At 72.3% G+C, this 16,948-nt stretch carries 16 protein-coding genes; 1 reads left to right on the top strand and 15 read right to left on the bottom strand.

Going from position 1 to position 16,948, the window contains the following annotated elements; translation table 11 throughout:
• Positions 1–23: 23 nt before the first annotated feature.
• A complete protein-coding gene (locus tag B5P21_RS11930; RefSeq protein ID WP_045527118.1) occupies positions 24–425 on the top strand; it encodes a DoxX family protein in 402 nt (133 codons plus the stop codon).
• 26 nt (positions 426–451) lie between these two features.
• On the opposite strand, the gene B5P21_RS11935 is transcribed toward B5P21_RS11930, so the two are convergent.
• The 15 genes from B5P21_RS11935 to B5P21_RS12005 all read right to left on the bottom strand — a co-directional run bounded on the left by B5P21_RS11935 (position 452) and on the right by B5P21_RS12005 (position 16,925).
• On the bottom strand, positions 452–820 hold the full coding sequence (locus tag B5P21_RS11935) for a hypothetical protein (RefSeq protein ID WP_045527116.1): 369 nt from the start codon (positions 818–820) through the stop codon (positions 452–454).
• Positions 817–1,368, bottom strand: coding sequence for a hypothetical protein (locus B5P21_RS11940; protein WP_094171193.1), 552 nt, complete (start codon positions 1,366–1,368; stop codon positions 817–819). The genes B5P21_RS11935 and B5P21_RS11940 overlap by 4 nt, the downstream gene beginning before the upstream one ends.
• Before the next feature lie 118 nt (positions 1,369–1,486).
• A complete protein-coding gene (gene ilvC / locus B5P21_RS11945; RefSeq protein WP_094171194.1) occupies positions 1,487–2,512 on the bottom strand; it encodes a ketol-acid reductoisomerase in 1,026 nt (341 codons plus the stop codon).
• Between the two features lie 168 nt (positions 2,513–2,680).
• A complete protein-coding gene (gene ilvN, locus B5P21_RS11950; protein WP_015489796.1) occupies positions 2,681–3,190 on the bottom strand; it encodes an acetolactate synthase small subunit in 510 nt (169 codons plus the stop codon).
• A complete protein-coding gene (locus B5P21_RS11955; protein ID WP_236688801.1) occupies positions 3,187–5,022 on the bottom strand; it encodes an acetolactate synthase large subunit in 1,836 nt (611 codons plus the stop codon). Before B5P21_RS11955 ends, ilvN begins: the two co-directional genes overlap by 4 nt.
• 44 nt (positions 5,023–5,066) lie before the next feature.
• Positions 5,067–6,761: a dihydroxy-acid dehydratase gene (gene ilvD, locus B5P21_RS11960; RefSeq protein WP_094171195.1), complete on the bottom strand. Its 1,695-nt coding sequence runs from the start codon at positions 6,759–6,761 to the stop codon at positions 5,067–5,069.
• 66 nt (positions 6,762–6,827) lie between these two features.
• Positions 6,828–7,409 (bottom strand): monovalent cation/H(+) antiporter subunit G, encoded by a 582-nt coding sequence (mnhG, locus tag B5P21_RS11965; RefSeq protein WP_045527109.1) that lies wholly within the window; start codon positions 7,407–7,409, stop codon positions 6,828–6,830.
• Complete coding sequence (locus B5P21_RS11970) at positions 7,406–7,681, bottom strand: MrpF/PhaF family protein (protein ID WP_012037777.1); 276 nt, start codon at positions 7,679–7,681, stop codon at positions 7,406–7,408. Before B5P21_RS11970 ends, mnhG begins: the two co-directional genes overlap by 4 nt.
• Entirely contained in the window at positions 7,678–8,352 is a 675-nt protein-coding gene (locus B5P21_RS11975) for a Na+/H+ antiporter subunit E (RefSeq protein WP_045527108.1), read from the bottom strand. Before B5P21_RS11975 ends, B5P21_RS11970 begins: the two co-directional genes overlap by 4 nt.
• Complete coding sequence (locus tag B5P21_RS11980; protein ID WP_094171196.1) at positions 8,349–9,941, bottom strand: Na+/H+ antiporter subunit D; 1,593 nt, start codon at positions 9,939–9,941, stop codon at positions 8,349–8,351. Before B5P21_RS11980 ends, B5P21_RS11975 begins: the two co-directional genes overlap by 4 nt.
• Entirely contained in the window at positions 9,938–10,498 is a 561-nt protein-coding gene (locus tag B5P21_RS11985; RefSeq protein WP_094171197.1) for a Na(+)/H(+) antiporter subunit C, read from the bottom strand. The genes B5P21_RS11980 and B5P21_RS11985 overlap by 4 nt, the downstream gene beginning before the upstream one ends.
• The gene (locus B5P21_RS11990; protein WP_094171198.1) at positions 10,495–13,503 is read right to left on the bottom strand and encodes a Na+/H+ antiporter subunit A; all 3,009 of its coding nucleotides are present in this window, start codon (positions 13,501–13,503) and stop codon (positions 10,495–10,497) included. Before B5P21_RS11990 ends, B5P21_RS11985 begins: the two co-directional genes overlap by 4 nt.
• 74 nt (positions 13,504–13,577) lie before the next feature.
• A complete protein-coding gene (gene otsB, locus B5P21_RS11995; RefSeq protein WP_045527103.1) occupies positions 13,578–14,405 on the bottom strand; it encodes a trehalose-phosphatase in 828 nt (275 codons plus the stop codon).
• 5 nt (positions 14,406–14,410) lie between these two features.
• Entirely contained in the window at positions 14,411–16,006 is a 1,596-nt protein-coding gene (locus B5P21_RS12000) for an alpha,alpha-trehalose-phosphate synthase (UDP-forming) (RefSeq protein WP_094171199.1), read from the bottom strand.
• A 100-nt stretch (positions 16,007–16,106) separates the two neighbouring features.
• Entirely contained in the window at positions 16,107–16,925 is an 819-nt protein-coding gene (locus B5P21_RS12005) for a fructosamine kinase family protein (protein WP_045527100.1), read from the bottom strand.
• Between the last annotated feature and the right edge of the window lie 23 nt (positions 16,926–16,948).

Consider the following 16,948-nt stretch of genomic DNA (forward strand, 5'->3'; position numbering starts at 1 on the left):
GCTAGTGGCCCCAGAATGGGGCGATGAGCGATGTGACGTGGGCGGCGATCCAGCTCGCCGTGCGGATCCTGCTGGCCCTCGTCTTCGTCGGCATGGGCGTCAACCACTTCGTGCCGAAGGCCGCGCGGGCCATGGCGGCGATCATCCCGCCGTCGTTCCGGCGGCCCGGCGTGCCCTCTCCGCTGGCGCTCGTGTGGTTCACGGGGCTCTGCGAGATCGCGGGCGGGATCGGCCTGCTGGTCGAGCCGCTGCGGCTCGCCGCGGGCATCGCGCTGGCCGTCTTCCTGGTCGCGGTCTTCCCCGCGAACGCGTACGCAGCTCGGCACCCGGAGCGCTTCGGCCGCATCGCGATCCCGCTGGTGCCACGCCTCGTGGCGCAGGCGGTGCTGATCGTGCTCGTGCTGTTCGCCGGGTGGCCGCTCTAGCGGTCCGTCGCCGGCGCCGCGCGTCGCTAGACGAGCGGCAGCAGCGCCGCGAGGCCGACCGTGAGCGCGCTCGCGGCGGCGAGGCCCGCGAGCATGACGAGGACGCGCGCGGCAGCGGGCCGGCCGCGCGTGGCGAGCGCCGCGAGGACGAACGCGACGACGGGCACGAGGATGGCGCCGACGAGCGTCGCGAGCGTGCCCGGCCGGAGCGATCCGCCGAACGCCGTCGCGATGTCCCGGAAGGCCGTGTACTGGTCGACGGCCTGCCACACGAGGATCCCGTGGGAGAGCGCGCCGAGGATCCCGACGACCCAGCCGGCGCGCGTCGGCCGACCCCGGAGCCTCCGTGCGGGTGCGGTCCCGGTGGCGTCGACGGCGGGCTGCTCGCCGCTCACCGGGTCACCACCCAGGGCCACGGGAAGAGGACCACGGCGCCCGCGGCGAGGACGAGCATGCGGCGTCCGACGCGCATCCCGCGCAGGGCGGCGACGACGGCGGCCAGCCACAGCAGCGGCGCGAGCACGGTGAGCGCCTCGGTCGCCTGCGCGACGCCGACCTGGAACGCGGATCCGGCGCTCGACGGGTTGTCGCGCACGACGAAGAACCAGGCGATGGTCTCGAGCACCGCGACGGCGCCGAAGAAGGCGAGCCCCACCACCTCGGGCGAGGCGTCGGGGGCGGCGCGGTCGTCGTCGTCGGCCGCGAGGCCGTCACGCGGCTCGTCGGATCCCGCGGCGGATCCCGCGGCGGATCCGGACGCGGCGGCCCGGCGCGCGGCCGTCGCACCGAGGGCGGACGCCCGGCCGCTCCCGGTCGCGGTCGCGGGTGCGGCGTCGGGGCGGCGGCGTGGCACGGCCCGCTGCGGCTCGGGCGAGCGGGCGAGCGTGGGATCCGCGTCCTCGCCGGCCCAGCTGAGGGCGTCGTCGTCGGGGGTCCGGGGCATCCCCCGATCGTACGTGCTCGGATCCGGACGCCCGCCGCGTGCCTCGACGCCCTGGGGACGCGCGGACGCCCGGCCGCGCGAGGCGACCGGGCGTCCGGTGGAGCGGGTGGGGCATCGGCTAGCGGGCGACCGAGCCGTCCGTGTAGTCGTCGTCGGCCTTGTTCCACGCGAAGAGCTTGCGCAGCTCGCGGCCGGTCGACTCGATCGGGTGCTCCTCGCCCTTCTTGCGCAGCTCGAGGAACTCGGGCGCGCCGGCGTCCTGGTCCTTGATGAAGCGGTCGGCGAACGCGCCGGACTGGATGTCCGCGAGGACGGCCTTCATGTTCTCCTTGACATCCGGCGAGATGACGCGCGGGCCGGAGACGTAGTCGCCGTACTCGGCCGTGTCGGAGATGCTCCAGCGCTGCTTCGCGATGCCGCCCTCCCACATGAGGTCGACGATGAGCTTGAGCTCGTGCAGCACCTCGAAGTACGCGATCTGCGGCTGGTAGCCCGCCTCGATCAGCGTCTCGAAGCCGTACTGCACCAGCTGCGAGGTGCCGCCGCAGAGCACGGCCTGCTCGCCGAAGAGGTCGGTCTCGGTCTCCTCGGTGAAGGTGGTGCGGATGCCGCCGGCGCGCAGGCCGCCGATGCCCTTCGCGTACGACCACGCGAGGTCCCACGCCTTGCCCGACGCGTCGACCTCGACGGCGACGATGACGGGGACGCCGCGGCCGGCCTCGAACTCGCGGCGCACGGTGTGGCCCGGGCCCTTGGGGGCGACGAGGACGACGTCGACGCCCTCGGGCGCCTCGATGAAGCCGAAGCGGATGTTGAAGCCGTGCGCGAAGACGAGCGTCTTGCCCTCGGTGAGGTTGTCGCGGACGCTGTCGGCGTAGAGGCCGCGCTGGTGCTGGTCGGGCGCGAGGATGACGATCACGTCGGCCCACGCGGACGCGTCGGACGGCGTCTTCACCGTGAAGCCCTGCTCCTCGGCCTTGGCGCGGCTCGTCGAGCCCTCCTTGAGGCCGATGACGACCTCGACGCCGGAGCCGCGGAGGTTCAGCGCGTGCGCGTGGCCCTGCGAGCCGTAGCCGATGACGGCGACCTTGCGACCCTGGATGAGCGAGAGGTCGGCGTCGTTGTCGTAGACGATGTCAGTCACGTGATGGATCTCCTTGTTCTGTCGTCCCCGCGGAAGGGCGAGGGGCGGTCGTGCCTGGCTGCCCCGCGCTCGGGCGGGGCGTGGTCGTGCGGGCGGGTACGTGCGGGTGCCGCGGACGCGGCGCGCGGGGAGCCTAACGGCTCCCCCCGCGGCCCGCCGGGATCGGCGCTAGGGGGTGCGGAAGACGCGGTCGGTGATCGACTTGGACCCGCGCCCCATGGCGAGGAGCCCCGACTGCGCGAGCTCCTTGATGCCGAAGGGCTCGAGCACGCGGAGGAGGGCCTGCACCTTCCCCGAGTCGCCCGTGACCTCGATGATCAGCGCGTCGGTGGCCACGTCGACCACGCGGGCGCGGAACAGGTTCACGGCCTCGAGCACCTGCGAGCGGGTCGTGTTGTCCACGCGCACCTTGACGAGCAGGTGCTCGCGCTCGACGGCCTGGCCGGGATCGAGCTCCACGATCTTGATGACGTTGATCAGCTTGTTGAGCTGCTTCGTCACCTGCTCCAGCGGCAGCGCCTCGACGTCCACGACAACCGTGATCCGCGAGAGGCCCTCGATCTCGCTCGCGCCGACCGCGAGCGACTCGATGTTGAAGCCGCGGCGGGCGAACAGGCCCGCGACGCGGGTGAGGAGGCCCGGCTTGTCCTCCACCAGGAGGCTCAGGATGTGGCTCACTTCTCGGTCCTCCCGGTCTCGGCGAGGTCGTCGTCCCAGTCGGGCGCGTGGTCGCGGGCGTACTGCACGGCGCTGTTGCTGAGGCCCTGCGGCACCATCGGCCACACCATCGCGTCGCGGCTGACCACGAAGTCGATGACGACGGGCCGGTCGTTGGTCGCGAGCGCCAGGCGGATCGCGTCGTCGACCTCCTCCGGCTTGGTGACGCGGATCCCGAGGGCGCCGTACGCGTCGGCCATCTTCACGAAGTCGGGCACCATGCGGGTGCCGCCGCCCGTGTTGAGGTCGGTGTTCGAGTAGCGGCCCTCGTAGAAGAGGGTCTGCCACTGGCGCACCATGCCGAGGGACGAGTTGTTGATGATCGCGACCTTGATGGGGATGTCGTTGATCGTGCAGGTGGCGAGCTCCTGGTTGGTCATCTGGAAGCAGCCGTCGCCGTCGATCGCCCACACGTGGCGGTCGGGCTGGGCGACCTTGGCGCCCATCGCGGCGGGCACCGAGTAGCCCATGGTGCCGGCGCCGCCGGAGTTGAGCCACGAGTTGGGGCGCTCGTACTTGATGAACTGCGCCGCCCACATCTGGTGCTGGCCGACGCCGGAGGCGAACACGCCCTCCGGTCCCGTGATCTCGCCGATGCGCTGGATGACGTACTGCGGCGCGAGCTGGCCGTCCGCGGGCTCCGTGTAGCCGAGCGGGAACTCCTCGCGGAGGCCGTCGAGGTAGGTCCACCAGTCGGCGATGTCCTGCTCGACCGCGGACGCGGCCTTCGCCTCGCGGAACGCGACGGCCAGGTCGGCGATGACGTCCTTCGCGTCGCCCACGATGGGGACGTCCGCAATGCGGATCTTGGATATCTCGGCAGGGTCGACGTCGACGTGGACCACCTTGGCGTGCGGCGCGAAGAGCGACGCCTTGCCGGTGACCCGGTCGTCGAAGCGCGCGCCGAGCGAGACCAGCAGGTCGGACTCCTGCAGCGCGAGCACCGCGGGGACCGTGCCGTGCATCCCGGGCATGCCGAGCTGCTGCGGGTGGGAGTCGGGGAACGCGCCGCGCGCCATGAGCGTCGTGACGACGGGCGCGCCGACCGCCTCGGCCAGCGCGAGGAGCTCCTCGTGCGCCTTGGCGCGGATCACGCCGCCGCCCACGTAGAGGACGGGCTTCTTCGCCTCGACGAGCAGCTGCGCGGCCGCCTGGATCTGCTTGCCGTGCGCCTTGACGACGGGGCGGTAGCCGGGCAGGTCGATCTTCGGCGGCCAGTGGAACGGCGCCTCGAGCTGCTGGGCGTCCTTCGTGATGTCGACGAGGACCGGGCCCGGGCGGCCCGTGGAGGCGATGTGGTACGCCGATGCGATGGTGGACGGGATGTCCTCGGGACGGGTTACCAGGAAGCTGTGCTTCGTGATGGGCATCGTGATGCCCACGATGTCCGCCTCCTGGAAGGCGTCGGTGCCCATGAGGGTGGAGAAGACCTGGCCGGTGATCGCGAGGAGCGGCACCGAGTCCATGTACGCGTCCGCGATGGCCGTGACGAGGTTCGTCGCTCCGGGGCCGGAGGTCGCGATGCAGACGCCGGTGCGTCCGCTCGAGGACGCGTAGCCCTCGGCGGCGTGGCCGGCGCCCTGCTCGTGGCGGACGAGGATGTGGCGCAGCTTCGTCGAGTCCATGAGCGGGTCGTAGGTGGGGAGGATGGCGCCTCCAGGGAGGCCGAAGATGTCGTCGACCCCGAGGAGCTCGAGGGTGCGGACGACGGCCTCGGCGCCCGTGAGGATCTCGTCGCCCTGGTGGGCGGTCGGCGCCTGCGGCGTGGGGGGCGGGGTGGGCAGAGCTGGCATGGGTGCGCGATTCCTGGGAGAGGGTGCTGGAGGTGAGGAGGGGGTCATCCCGTGATCGCGCCCTCGGCGGCCGAGTGCACGAGCTTGGCGTACTTGGCGAGGACCCCGCGCGTGTAGCGCGGCGGGAGAGGTGCCCACCCCTCACGGCGGGCGGCGAGCTCGGCCTCGTCGACCAGTAGGTCGAGCGTGCGAGCGGCGATGTCGACGCGGATCCGGTCTCCATCGCGCACGAAGGCGACGGGACCTGCGTCCACCGCTTCGGGAGCCATGTGGCCGATGCACAGTCCGGTTGTGCCGCCTGAGAATCGACCGTCCGTCAAGAGTAGTACATCCTTGCCGAGGCCGGCGCCCTTGATGGCGCCCGTGATGGCGAGCATCTCGCGCATGCCAGGGCCGCCCTTCGGGCCCTCGTAGCGGATGACGATGACGTCGCCCTTCGAGATGCGGCCCTCGGTGAGCGCGTCCATGGCGGCGCGCTCGCGCTCGAAGACGCGGGCGGGGCCCTCGAACACGTCGAGGTCGAAGCCGGCCGTCTTCACGACCGCGCCCTCGGGGGCGAGGGAGCCGTGCAGCACGCTGATGCCGCCGGTGGCGTGGATGGGGTCGTCCATCTTGCGGATGACCGTGCCGTCGAGCTCCGCGAGGTCCATCGACTCGAGGTTCTCGCGCATGGTGCGGCCGGTGACCGTCATGACGTCGCCGTCGAGGAGGCCCGCGTCGAGGAGCGCCTTCATGACGACGGGGACGCCGCCGACGCGGTCGACGTCGTTCATGACGAAGCGGCCGAACGGCTTGAGGTCGCCGAGGTGCGGCACGCGGTCGGCGATGCGGTTGAAGTCGGACAGCTGCAGGTCGACCTCGGCCTCGCGCGCGATGGCGAGCAGGTGGAGGACCGCGTTGGTGGATCCGCCGAACGCCATGACCACGGAGATGGCGTTCTCGAACGCCCCCTTCGTCATGATGTCGCGCGCGGTGATGCCCTTCGCGATGAGGTTCACGACGGCCTCGCCCGAGCGGTGGGCGAAGTAGTCGCGACGGCGGTCGGCGCTCGGCGGGGCCGCGGATCCGGGCAGGCTCATGCCGAGGGCCTCGGCCACGCTCGCCATGGTGTTCGCGGTGTACATGCCGCCGCAGGCGCCCTCGCCCGGGCAGATGGCCTTCTCGATGCGAGTCAGGTCCTCCTGGCTCATCGTGCCGGCCTTGCAGGCGCCCACCGCCTCGAAGGCGTCGATGATGGTGACCTCCTTCTCGGTGCCGTCCGAGAGCTTCACCCAGCCGGGGGCGATGGATCCCGCGTAGAGGAACACGGAGGAGAGGTCGAGGCGCGCGGCGGCCATGAGCATGCCGGGGAGCGACTTGTCGCAGCCGGCCAGGAGCACGGATCCGTCGAGGCGCTCGGCCATCATGACGGTCTCGACGCTGTCGGCGATGACCTCGCGCGAGACGAGCGAGAAGTGCATGCCCTCGTGGCCCATGGCGATGCCGTCGCTGACGGAGATGGTGCCGAACTGGAGCGGGTACCCGCCGCCCGCGTGGACGCCCTCCTTGGCGCCCTGCGCGAGGCGGTCGAGGCTGAGGTTGCATGGTGTCACCTCGTTCCACGAGCTGGCGACGCCGATCTGGGGCTTCTCCCAGTCCTCGTCGCCCATCCCGACGGCGCGGAGCATGCCCCGCGATGAGGTGGCCTCGATCCCGTCGGTGACGTCGCGGCTCCGGGGCTTCATGTCGATCTCAGGCATGGCATGAGTTTATGTCCTGCCGCGGAGCAGTCCCGGCGCCCTGGGCGCGCGCGGACACGGGTGCCGTCAGCCGAAGCCCGGGGGCAGCCGGCCCGCGTCCGCCTCGCCGTCGCGGCCGTCGTGGGCCGGGTCGTCGGGCGTCGGCGCGGCGACCGGCGGCTCCGCGTCGCGCGGCCCCGCCCCGCCCGGGACGTGGCCGGCCTCCTCCGCGGCGATGTTCTCGGCGGATCCGACGGGGAGCGTCGACGCGTCCACCTCGTCGGCGGCGCGCAGCTCCTCGTGCGCCCGGTCGATGGCCTCCTCCAGCTCGTCGACGAGGAGGTCCTCGCGGAGGAAGTGGCGGAGGCGGTACCCGGCGCGGCCGACCATGTGCGCGGAGATCGGCGCCGTGAGCATCTGGAAGAGGAGCACGGGCACGAGCATCGCGACCGTGCTGAGGCTCTGCGACTGCAGGGCCAGGGCGAGGAGCACGAGGATCACGCCGAGGATCTGCGGCTTGGTGGCGGCGTGCATGCGGGCGAGCGGATCCGGGAAGCGGAGGAGCCCGACGCCCGCCGCGACCGAGAGCACGCCGCCGAGGAGGAGGAGCACGAGGCTCACGACGTCGAGGGCGTCGGCCAGCGGGCCGGACACGAGGATGCCGCTCACGACGGGTCCTGCTTCGAGACGTAGCGGGCGACGGCGACCGTGGCGAGGAACGCGGTCATGGCGAGCACGAGCATCACGGGGACCGTGCGGGTGTGGCCGTTGAAGATCATCTCCGCGCCGAGCACGCAGATGAGCGTGGTGAGCAGCACGTCGGACGCGATGATCCGGTCGAGGATGCTCGGACCGCGCACGATGCGCACGAGCGCCATGGCGGCGGTCGAGAAGAACAGGGCGCCGACGACGACCCAGCCGACCTGCATCACGATGCTCATGCGAGCTCCTCCCCCGTGGTCGAGATGAGCCCCGCCTCGAGGTCGCGGTCGCGCACCAGCTCGTGCGCGCGCTGCCGGCGGGTCTGCAGCAGCGGCTCGCGGCCGGACTCGCGCCGCTCGCGGTTGACGCGCCACACGTCGTCGGCGGTGCCGAGCGTGAACACGATCCGGCTCTCCACCTGCAGCGTCGTCTCCCGGACGCGCTCCACCTCCTCCGGGGTGGAGGTGCCGAGCGCGTGGAGGTAGAGGATCGAGCGCTCCCGGTCGGCCTCGACCACGATGGATCCCGGCACGAGCGACACGAGCTCGGCCGTGAGCGTCATGACGAAGTCGCTGCGGGTGTGCAGGTGCACCGCGATGACCGAGTTGACCGGCACGCGGCGCCAGTCGAACGCCATCGCCGCGACCTGGAACGACGCGCGCACGAGGTCGACCGCGAAGTGCCCGAGGAGGATCAGGGCCCAGCGGATGTCGAACCGGCCGGACAGCTCCACCGGCGGCAGGTAGAACACGCGCGTCACGAGGAGCGCGAGCACGATGCCGGTGACGACCGAGATGACGGTGACGTGGCCCCAGAGCAGGAGCCACAGGATCACGAGCCAGACGAGCAGCGGCAGCTGCACGAGGAGCGAGAGCCGCTCGGCGCGGGCCCGGGCCTTCCGCGGGCTCATTCGACGCCTCCCGGGAAGACGGTCTCGACGTAGCCGAGCTCGCCGGATCCGTTGCCGGACCCGGGTCCGGTGAGGCTCTCACCCGCGCGCTCGGCGAGGGCGTACACGGGGCCCGCGAAGACCGTGAGCGCGACGCTCACGACGACCATGCCGGCCGTCGCGCCCGTCATGAGCACGGGCGTCTTCCGGACGGTGGTCGTCGCCTCGCCGCCGGGCCGCTCGGAGAGCTGGTCGAGCAGGGGCGACTCGTAGTCCTCGACCTCCTCCGCGCCGCGCCAGAACGCCATGTTCCAGACGCGGGCGAGGGCGTAGAGGGTGAGGAGGCTCGTGGCCGCGCCCGCCGCGATGACCGCGTAGGTGAGCCAGCCGCCGACCTCGGCGCCGGAGTCGAACAGCGCGACCTTGCCGATGAAGCCCGAGAACGGCGGGATGCCGCCGAGGTTGAGCGCGGGGATGAAGAACAGGATCGCCATCACGGGCGCCGCCTTCAGCAGGCCGCCGAGCCGGTTGATCGACGTGCTGCCGCCCGTGCGCTCGATGAGCCCGGAGGCGAGGAACAGCGTCGTCTGCACGACGATGTGGTGGATCACGTAGTAAATGGTCGCGGTCATGCCGGCCACCGTGTTGAGCGCGATGCCGAAGATCATGTAGCCGATGTGGCTCACGAGCGTGAACGAGAGCAGCCTCTTGATGTCGGCCTGCGCGACCGCGCCGAGGATGCCGATCACCATCGTGAGCGCGGCGACGACCATGAGCGCCGTGGAGAGCTGGTCGGTCGGGAACATGACCGTCTCGGTGCGGAGGATCGCGTAGACGCCGACCTTGGTGAGGAGCCCGGCGAACACCGCGGTGACGGGCGCGGGCGCCGTCGGGTAGGAGTCCGGCAGCCAGAACGACAGCGGGAACACGGCCGCCTTGATGCCGAACGCGACCAGCAGCATGATGTGCAGGATCAGCTGCACGTCCGGCGGGATCTCGTCGAGCCGCACCGAGATCTGCGCGATGTTCACCGTGCCGAGGGCGCCGTAGATCATGGCGATGGACGCGAGGAACAGCATCGAGGAGACGAGGCTCACGACGATGTAGGTGACGCCCGCCCGGATCCGGGCCTCGGTGCCGCCGAGCGTGAGCAGCACGTAGCTCGCCACGAGCAGGATCTCGAACCCGACGTAGAGGTTGAAGAGGTCGCCCGCGACGAAGGCGTTGAAGACGCCGGCCGCGAGGATCAGGTAGGTCGGGTTGTAGATCGACACGGGCGTCTCGCCGTCGCCGTCCTCGAGGCCCTGGCCGATCGAGAACATGAGGACCGCGAGCAGCACGATCGACGAGACCAGCAGCATGAGCGCTGAGAGGCGATCGACCACGAGCACGATGCCGAACGGCGCGGCCCACCCGCCGACCTCGACGGACTGGCCGCCCTGCTGGTCGACCAGCACGAGGAGCGCGCCGCTGATCACGACGACGGCCAGGAGCACGAGGACCGACACGGCGACCTGCAGGCGTCGCTGGCGCGCGGCGACCAGGGCCGCGGCCGCCCCGAGCAGCGGCACGAGCACCACGAGCGGGATCAGGGTCTGGAAGATCGTCATCGCTCGTCCCCCGTCCCCTTCTCGGCGCGCTTCGTGCGGAAGTCGCGGTCGTCGTCGTCGTCGGCGAAGTCGTCGATGGCCTCTTCCAGGTCGGATCGGTTGTCGCGGAGCTTCCGGGCGGAGGCGATCGCGGCCTCGGCGTTGGTGCCGAACTCGGTGTCGTCGTCGTCGGGCACGGTGGGCTCCTCGCCGAGGCCCGTGCGGGGGCCGCGCATCGCGAGGTCGTCCTCGTCGTCCGTCACCACGTCGGCGTTGGCCAGCCGCCAGGAGCGGTAGATGAGCGCCATGAGGAAGGCCGAGACGCCGAAGGTGATGACGATGGCCGTGAGGATGAGGGCCTGCGGCAGCGGATCGGCGTACTCCGACGGATCCACGTCGGGGTCGTAGATGGGCGCGAGGCCCACGCGGCCGGACATGATGAGGATGAGGATGTTGGTCGCGTTGCCCACCAGCAGGAAGCCGAGGAGCACGCGCGTCATGCTCCGCTCGAGCATGAGGTAGATGCCCGTCGCGTACAGCGCGGCCATGATCACGATGAGGGTGACGGAGACGCTCACACGCTCACCCCCTGCTCGGTCTCCATGCCGTCCGCTCCCTGCTCGACCGTCCGGTCGCTCTCCTCCTGGCGGTCGACCTCCGCGCCGAGGCTGCGGAGCACGTCGAGCGTGAGGCCGACGACGACGAGGTAGACGCCGACGTCGAAGAAGGTGCTCGTGACGAACTCGACGTGGCCGACGAAGGGCACCTCGGTGTCGATCCACGTGGAGGTGAGGGCGTCGGCGCCGAAGACGAGCGGGACGATCGCCGTGCCGACCGCGAAGACGAGGCCCGTGCCGAGGACTCGACCGGCGTCCACGGGCGCCGCGGCGCCGAGCTCGTACCGGCCGCCCGCGAGGTAGCGCGCGACGAGCGCCATGCCCGCGAGGAGGCCCCCCGCGAATCCGCCGCCCGGCAGGTTGTGGCCGGAGAAGAGCAGGTACACCGACACCACGATGAGGCTGTGGAAGAGGAGCCGGACGACGACCTCGAGGAGGATCGACCGGTTCTGCGGGGCGAGCGTGCGGCCCGCGAGGAGCCAAGGGCTGCGCTGGTCGCGGTGCGAGTCCGTGACCGCCTCGCGCGCGTCCATGCGCGGCCCGCCGACGCCGTGCTCGACCTCGAACGGCGCCTCGGCGTCCTGCGGGCCGTGCCGTCCGGTGAGCCGCGCGATGAGGCTGCGGCGCGACGGCGCGGTCAGACGAGGCAGGGAGTCGGTGCGGCGGTTGAGGAAGATGAGGCTCGCGACGCCCGTGGCCGCGACGATGAGCACCGAGATCTCGCCCATGGTGTCCCAGCCGCGGAGGTCCACCAGCGTGACGTTGACGACGTTGCTGCCGTGGCCCTGCTCGTAGGCGAGGCGCGGGAACTCCAGCGAGATGGGCGACGCGACGCGGGCGCCGAGCGCGACGACCGCGACGGTGGACATGAGCGCGGCGACGGCGATGCCGATGGAGGCGCGCCAGATCGGGTGCACCGACCTGTTCCGCTCCCCCAGCCGGACGGGCAGGCGGCGGAGCACGAGGACGAAGGCGACCAGCGTGATCGTCTCGATCAGCACCTGCGTGAGCGCGAGGTCGGGCGCGCCGTGCAGGGCGAAGAGCGCGGCCATGCCGTAGCCCGTGACGCCCACGAGGACGACGGCCTGGAAGCGCTTGCCGGCGCGGGCGGCGGCGACGGCGGCCACGATCATCACGACGCCGATCACGGGCTGCGCGGGGTGGTCGAAGGGCACGGCGGTGGTCGGCCAGGAGCGGTTGAGCGCGAGCGCGGATCCGACGGAGCCGATGAGCACGAGCAGGATCACGCCGAGGTAGAACGGGAGCGAGCCGCGCTGCGTGGTGGCGGTGGTGCGCGCGGCGACCCGGTCGATGAGCCGCATCGACGCCCAGTAGACGCGGGCCGCGTCGATCCAGGAGGGCACGCGCGACTGCAGCGCGAAGACCCCGTCGCGGAGGCGGAACATCGTGAGGCCGACGACGAGCGTGCCCGCGGAGATGAGGAGCGCGGGCTCGATCCCGTGCCAGAGCGCGAGGTGGTACGTGTGGTCGGGCTCCCCGGGGGCGCCGGCGCTCACGGGCGGCAGCGTGTCGGCGTAGCCCGCGATCCAGCCGTCGACGGAGGAGGCGAGGAAGCCGAGCACGAGGCCGGTGACGGCGAGCACGGCCGGCGGCACGAGGAAGTCGAGGTGCTCGTGCACGGGCTGGACCTCGTCGACGCCGCGCTTGCGGGCGAACGCGCCCCACATGAAGCGCGCGCTGTACGCGACGGTGAGGCAGGAGCCGACGGAGACGCCGACGAGCGCGACCCAGCCGAGCCCGCCGCCGAGCTCCGCGTCGGTCAGGAACGCCGTGAGCACGGCCTCCTTCGCGACGAAGCCGAGGAAGGGAGGCAGGCCCGCCATCGAGGCGAGCGCGAGGGCCGCGACGACCGCGAGCACGGGCGCCTTGCGGCCGAGCCCGCTGATCTTGCGGAGGTCGCGGGTGCCGGCCCGGTGGTCGACCACGCCGACGACGAGGAACAGCGTCGCCTTGAACAGCGCGTGCGCGAGGAGGAGGGCGACGCCCGCGAGCGCGGCGTCGCGCGTGCCGTAGCCGACCACCACGGTGAGGAAGCCGAGCTGGCTGACCGTGCCGTACGCGAGGACGAGCTTGAGGTCCATCTGCTTGAGCGCGCGCCAGCCGCCGACGAGCATCGTCGCGACGCCGAGCGCCACGAGCAGCACGCGCCAGCCGGGCACGTCGGCGTAGCCGGGCGCGAGGCGGGCGATGAGGTAGATGCCGGCCTTCACCATGGCGGCGGCGTGCAGGTACGCGCTCACCGGGGTCGGCGCGGCCATGGCGGCGGGCAGCCAGAAGTGGAAGGGCACGAGGGCGGACTTCGAGAGCGCGCCGAGGAGGACCAGCACGACCGCGACGGGGATCAGCGGGCCGCCGGGGGGATCCGCGACGAGCGCGGCGAGGCTCGTGGTGCCGCCCGCGACCGAGAGGATCACGAGGCCGACGAGCATCGCGAGCCCGCCCGCCGTGGTGACGAGGAGCGCCTGCAGCGCCGCGCCGCGGCTCGCCTTCTTGCCCGTGTAGTGCCCGATGAGGAGGTAGGAGAGGACGCTCGTCGCCTCCCAGAAGGTGAAGAGCACGAAGACGTCGTCGGCGAGGACGAGGCCGAACATGACGCCCGCGAACGCGACGAGGAGACCCGCGAACCGGCCGAGGCCGTCCTCCGAGCTGCGGAAGTAGCGGGCGCAGTAGAGGAGCACGAGCGCGCCGACGCCCGTGACCACGAGGGAGAGGAGCCAGGAGAGCGCGTCCATCCGCATGTCGAGCGTGATGCCGAGCGACGGGATCCACTCGGCGCGCTCGACGACCTCGCCGTCGGGCAGCACGGCCGGGCCCTGCGCGACGGTGTAGGCGAAGGCGGCGGCCGGCACGAGGGCGGCGACGACGAACGCGCGCACGCCGAGCACGCGGGCGAGGAGGGGGATGCCGACGGAGGCGACCAGGAACACCGCGAGGAGGACGATCACGTGCGGTCTCCTCTCGCGAGTCGGCTATTTCCCCAGTCTACCTGAGCCCTACCTGAGAGGCCGGGGCGGCCACCTCAATCGGGATGGACGGCCGGCTCGGCGCGGAGGTCGGCGAGCACCTGGAGCACGCGCGCGACGTCGTGCGGGCCGTCGACGCGGAAGTCCGCCGCCGTGGCGCCCGTGCCGCTCTTGAGCCCGAGGTCGCCGGCCTGGAGCGCGGCGAACGCGTCCTCGTCGGTGACGTCGTCGCCCGCGTAGAAGACGGCCGTCGCCTCGGCGTACCGGCGCAGGTGCTCGACCGCCTCGCCCTTGGTCGCGTGCCGGACGCTGAACTCCAGCACGTCCTTGCCGGAGCGCACCTTGATGCCCTCGACCTCGGCGTGCGCCTCCTGCGTCGCGACGAGGTGCGCGATGCGGCTGTGCTTCTCCGTGGCGAGGCGCGTATGGAGGGCGAAGCCCGCGGGCTTCTCCTCGATCCACACCTCGTCGAGCGAGTCGGCGACCTGGCCGAGCACGTCGGAGAGGACGCCGCGCTGGGCGAGCTCGCCCTCGTCGAGGGTGAGCTCGATGTCGTCGGTGTCGAGGCGGATCTCCACCCCGTGCGACCCGACGAGCAGCACGTCGTCCGGCAGGTCGGCCACGGCCTCGAGGCTCCGCAGCGCGCGACCGGACACGAGCGCGACGCGCGTCTGCGGCAGGGCGAGCAGCGCGAGCACCGCGGCGCGGGCCTCGGGGACCGCGCGCGCCTTCTCGGGGTCGTCGACCTCCGGCGCGAGCGTGCCGTCGAAGTCGAGCGCGACCAGCAGGCGCGGCGTGCGCGCGAGCTCGGTGAGCGCCTCGAACAGGCGGCCGGGGAACCCGCGGCCGCCCTTGGCCTGGATGTCGGTGGTCAGCTCGGCCACGCGCGCTACCAGCCCTCGTCCATGAGCGGCTCGACGACCTCTTCGTCGGGGCCCTCGTGGATCGAGGCGGCGTACGTGCGGCCGAGGTCGGCGAGGAAGGAGCTCGACCAGGCCGCCACGTCGTTCTCGAACACGCGCTTGCGGAGCGACCGCATGCGCTTGCGCTGCTCGGCCTTCGGCATCTCGATGGCGCGGAGGATCGCCTCCTTGAGGCCCTCGATGTCGTGCGGGTTCACGAGGAGCGCGGCCTTCAGCTCGTCCGCGGCGCCCGCGAACTCGCTGAGCACCAGCACGCCCTCGTTCGAGTGCTTGGTGGCCACGTACTCCTTGGCGACGAGGTTCATGCCGTCGCGGAGCGCGGTGACGAGCATGACGTCGGCCGCGAGGCAGAGCGCCACCATCTCCTCGCGCGGGTACCCGTGGTGCAGGTAGCTGATGGCGGTGTGGCTGATGGAGCCGTAGTCGCCGTTGATGCGGCCGACCGTGAGCTCGATCTCGTCGCGGAGCTGCTTGTACGTCTCCACGCGCTCGCGGCTCGGGCTCGCGACCTGCACGAGCGTGGCGTCCTCCACCGTGACGCGGCCCTCGGCGAGCAGCTCGCCGAACGCCTTCAGGCGGTGGCCGATGCCCTTCGTGTAGTCGAGCCGGTCGACGCCCAGCAGGATCGTCTTCGGGTCGCCGAGATCGGCGCGGATCTGGCGGGCGCGCTCCTGGATGGCCGGGTCCTTGGCCATCTCCTCGTAGCTGCGCGCGTCGATCGAGATCGGGTAGTGCTTGGCGACGACCTGGCGGGTGCGCAGCTCGCGCACGGGCTTCGACGGCTTGGTGCCGGGGACGGTGAGCGGGATGCCGCCGCGCACGGGCACGTCGACGGTGGATCCGCGGGTCGTGTACCCGAAGAGCCGCCGGACCGCGCGCGTGAAGTTCCCGGCGTCGGCGACGCGCTGGAAGCCGATCACGTCGGCGCCCAGCAGCCCCTCGATGATCTGCGTGCGCCACGGCAGCTGCGAGTAGATGCCGTACGGCGGGAACGGGATGTGGTTGAAGAACCCGATGGTGAGGTCCGGCCGCTGCTCGCGCAGCATCTTCGGCACGAGCTGCAGCTGGTAGTCCTGGACCCACACGGTGGCGCCGGGCGCGGCGGCCTTCGCGGCGGCGTCGGCGAAGCGCTGGTTGACCGTGACGTACGTGTCCCACCACTCGCGGTGGTAGCTCGGCTGCGCGATGACGTCGTGGTACAGCGGCCACAGGGTGTCGTTGGAGAAGCCCTCGTAGTACTCGGCCAGGTCCTGCTCCGTGAGCGTGACGGGGATGATCGAGATGCCGGCGTCGACGAACGGCTCGACTTCGTGGTCGGCGATGCCCGGCCAGCCGACCCACGCGCCCTCGTTGGCGCGCATCACGGGCTCGAGCGCCGTGACCAGGCCACCCGGCGAGTGCCGCCAGGAGGTGGTGCCGTCGGGGGCGACGACGCGGTCGACCGGGAGGCGGTTCGACACGACGACGAGGTCGTAGGCGCCGGGCTCGACGTGGTCGCCGTCGTGCGCGTCGGCGGTCGTCGGCTCGGTCGCGGAGGGCGTGGATGAGGGTGGCGGAGTCACGGTTCCCGTCTCGGTTGCGCAGAGCTCTGTGGTACCTGCTCGGTGGGTCGAGGCTACCAGCCTCACCCGGGCCTGACCGGGGGTCGCGCGTCCGCCGGCGTCACATCCGGAGCACCGTGCGGGCGGCGTCGTGCAGCGCGTCGCCGTAGGACGGGCCGTGCGACGCGGCGTGCACGGCGAGCGGGTGCAGCTGGTGCAGCGGCACGCGGGCGCGCCACCCGGCGGCGAGGCATCCGGTCTCCGCGTACGCGCCGAGGAGGTCGTCGAGGCCGGGGCAGCCGAAGAGCGCGAGCATCGCGAGGTCGGTCTCGCGGTGACCGCCGTGGGCGGCCGGGTCGATGAGGACGGCGCCGGTGTCCGTCCACTGCACGTTGCCCGACCACAGGTCGCCGTGGATCCGGGCGGGCGGCGCCGGGTCGTCGAACCGGCCATCGGCGGCGATGGCGCACGCCCGCTCCACGTCGGCCGCCTGCGCGGAGGTCGCGTTGCCGGCGTCGACCGCGCGACGGAGGTACGGCAGCACCCGCTCGCGGGCGTACCAGGCACCCCAGCCCTCCCCCGCGCCGTCCGCGTCGCCGGCGAGCACCGACAGCGGCTGCCGGCCGATGAAGGCGGGGCCGTCGAGCCCTCGGGGCGCCGACCCGAAGGCGGGCGCGCCGGCGTCGTGCGTGACGGCGAGCGCCGCGCCGAGCGCCCGGGCGGCCTCGCGCGTGGGATGGGCGGGCGCGAGGCGCTCGAGGTCGATGCGGCCGGGCGCGACGGCGAGCACCCGGACGACGCGCGCTCCCCCCGCGGGCTCCGCCTCCGCCAGCCACGCGAGCCCGCCCGCCTCGGCCTCGAAGAACCCGCGCGGCGCGTCGGCCCGCTCCTTCCGGAACGCCTGCGCGCTCCCGCTCCCGCTCGATCCCGCAGCCGCCATGCCCGCTCCCCTCCTCGCGGGAG

It is taken from the genome of Clavibacter michiganensis subsp. insidiosus (assembly GCF_002240565.1).
Classification (GTDB): Bacteria; Actinomycetota; Actinomycetes; order Actinomycetales; family Microbacteriaceae; genus Clavibacter; species Clavibacter insidiosus.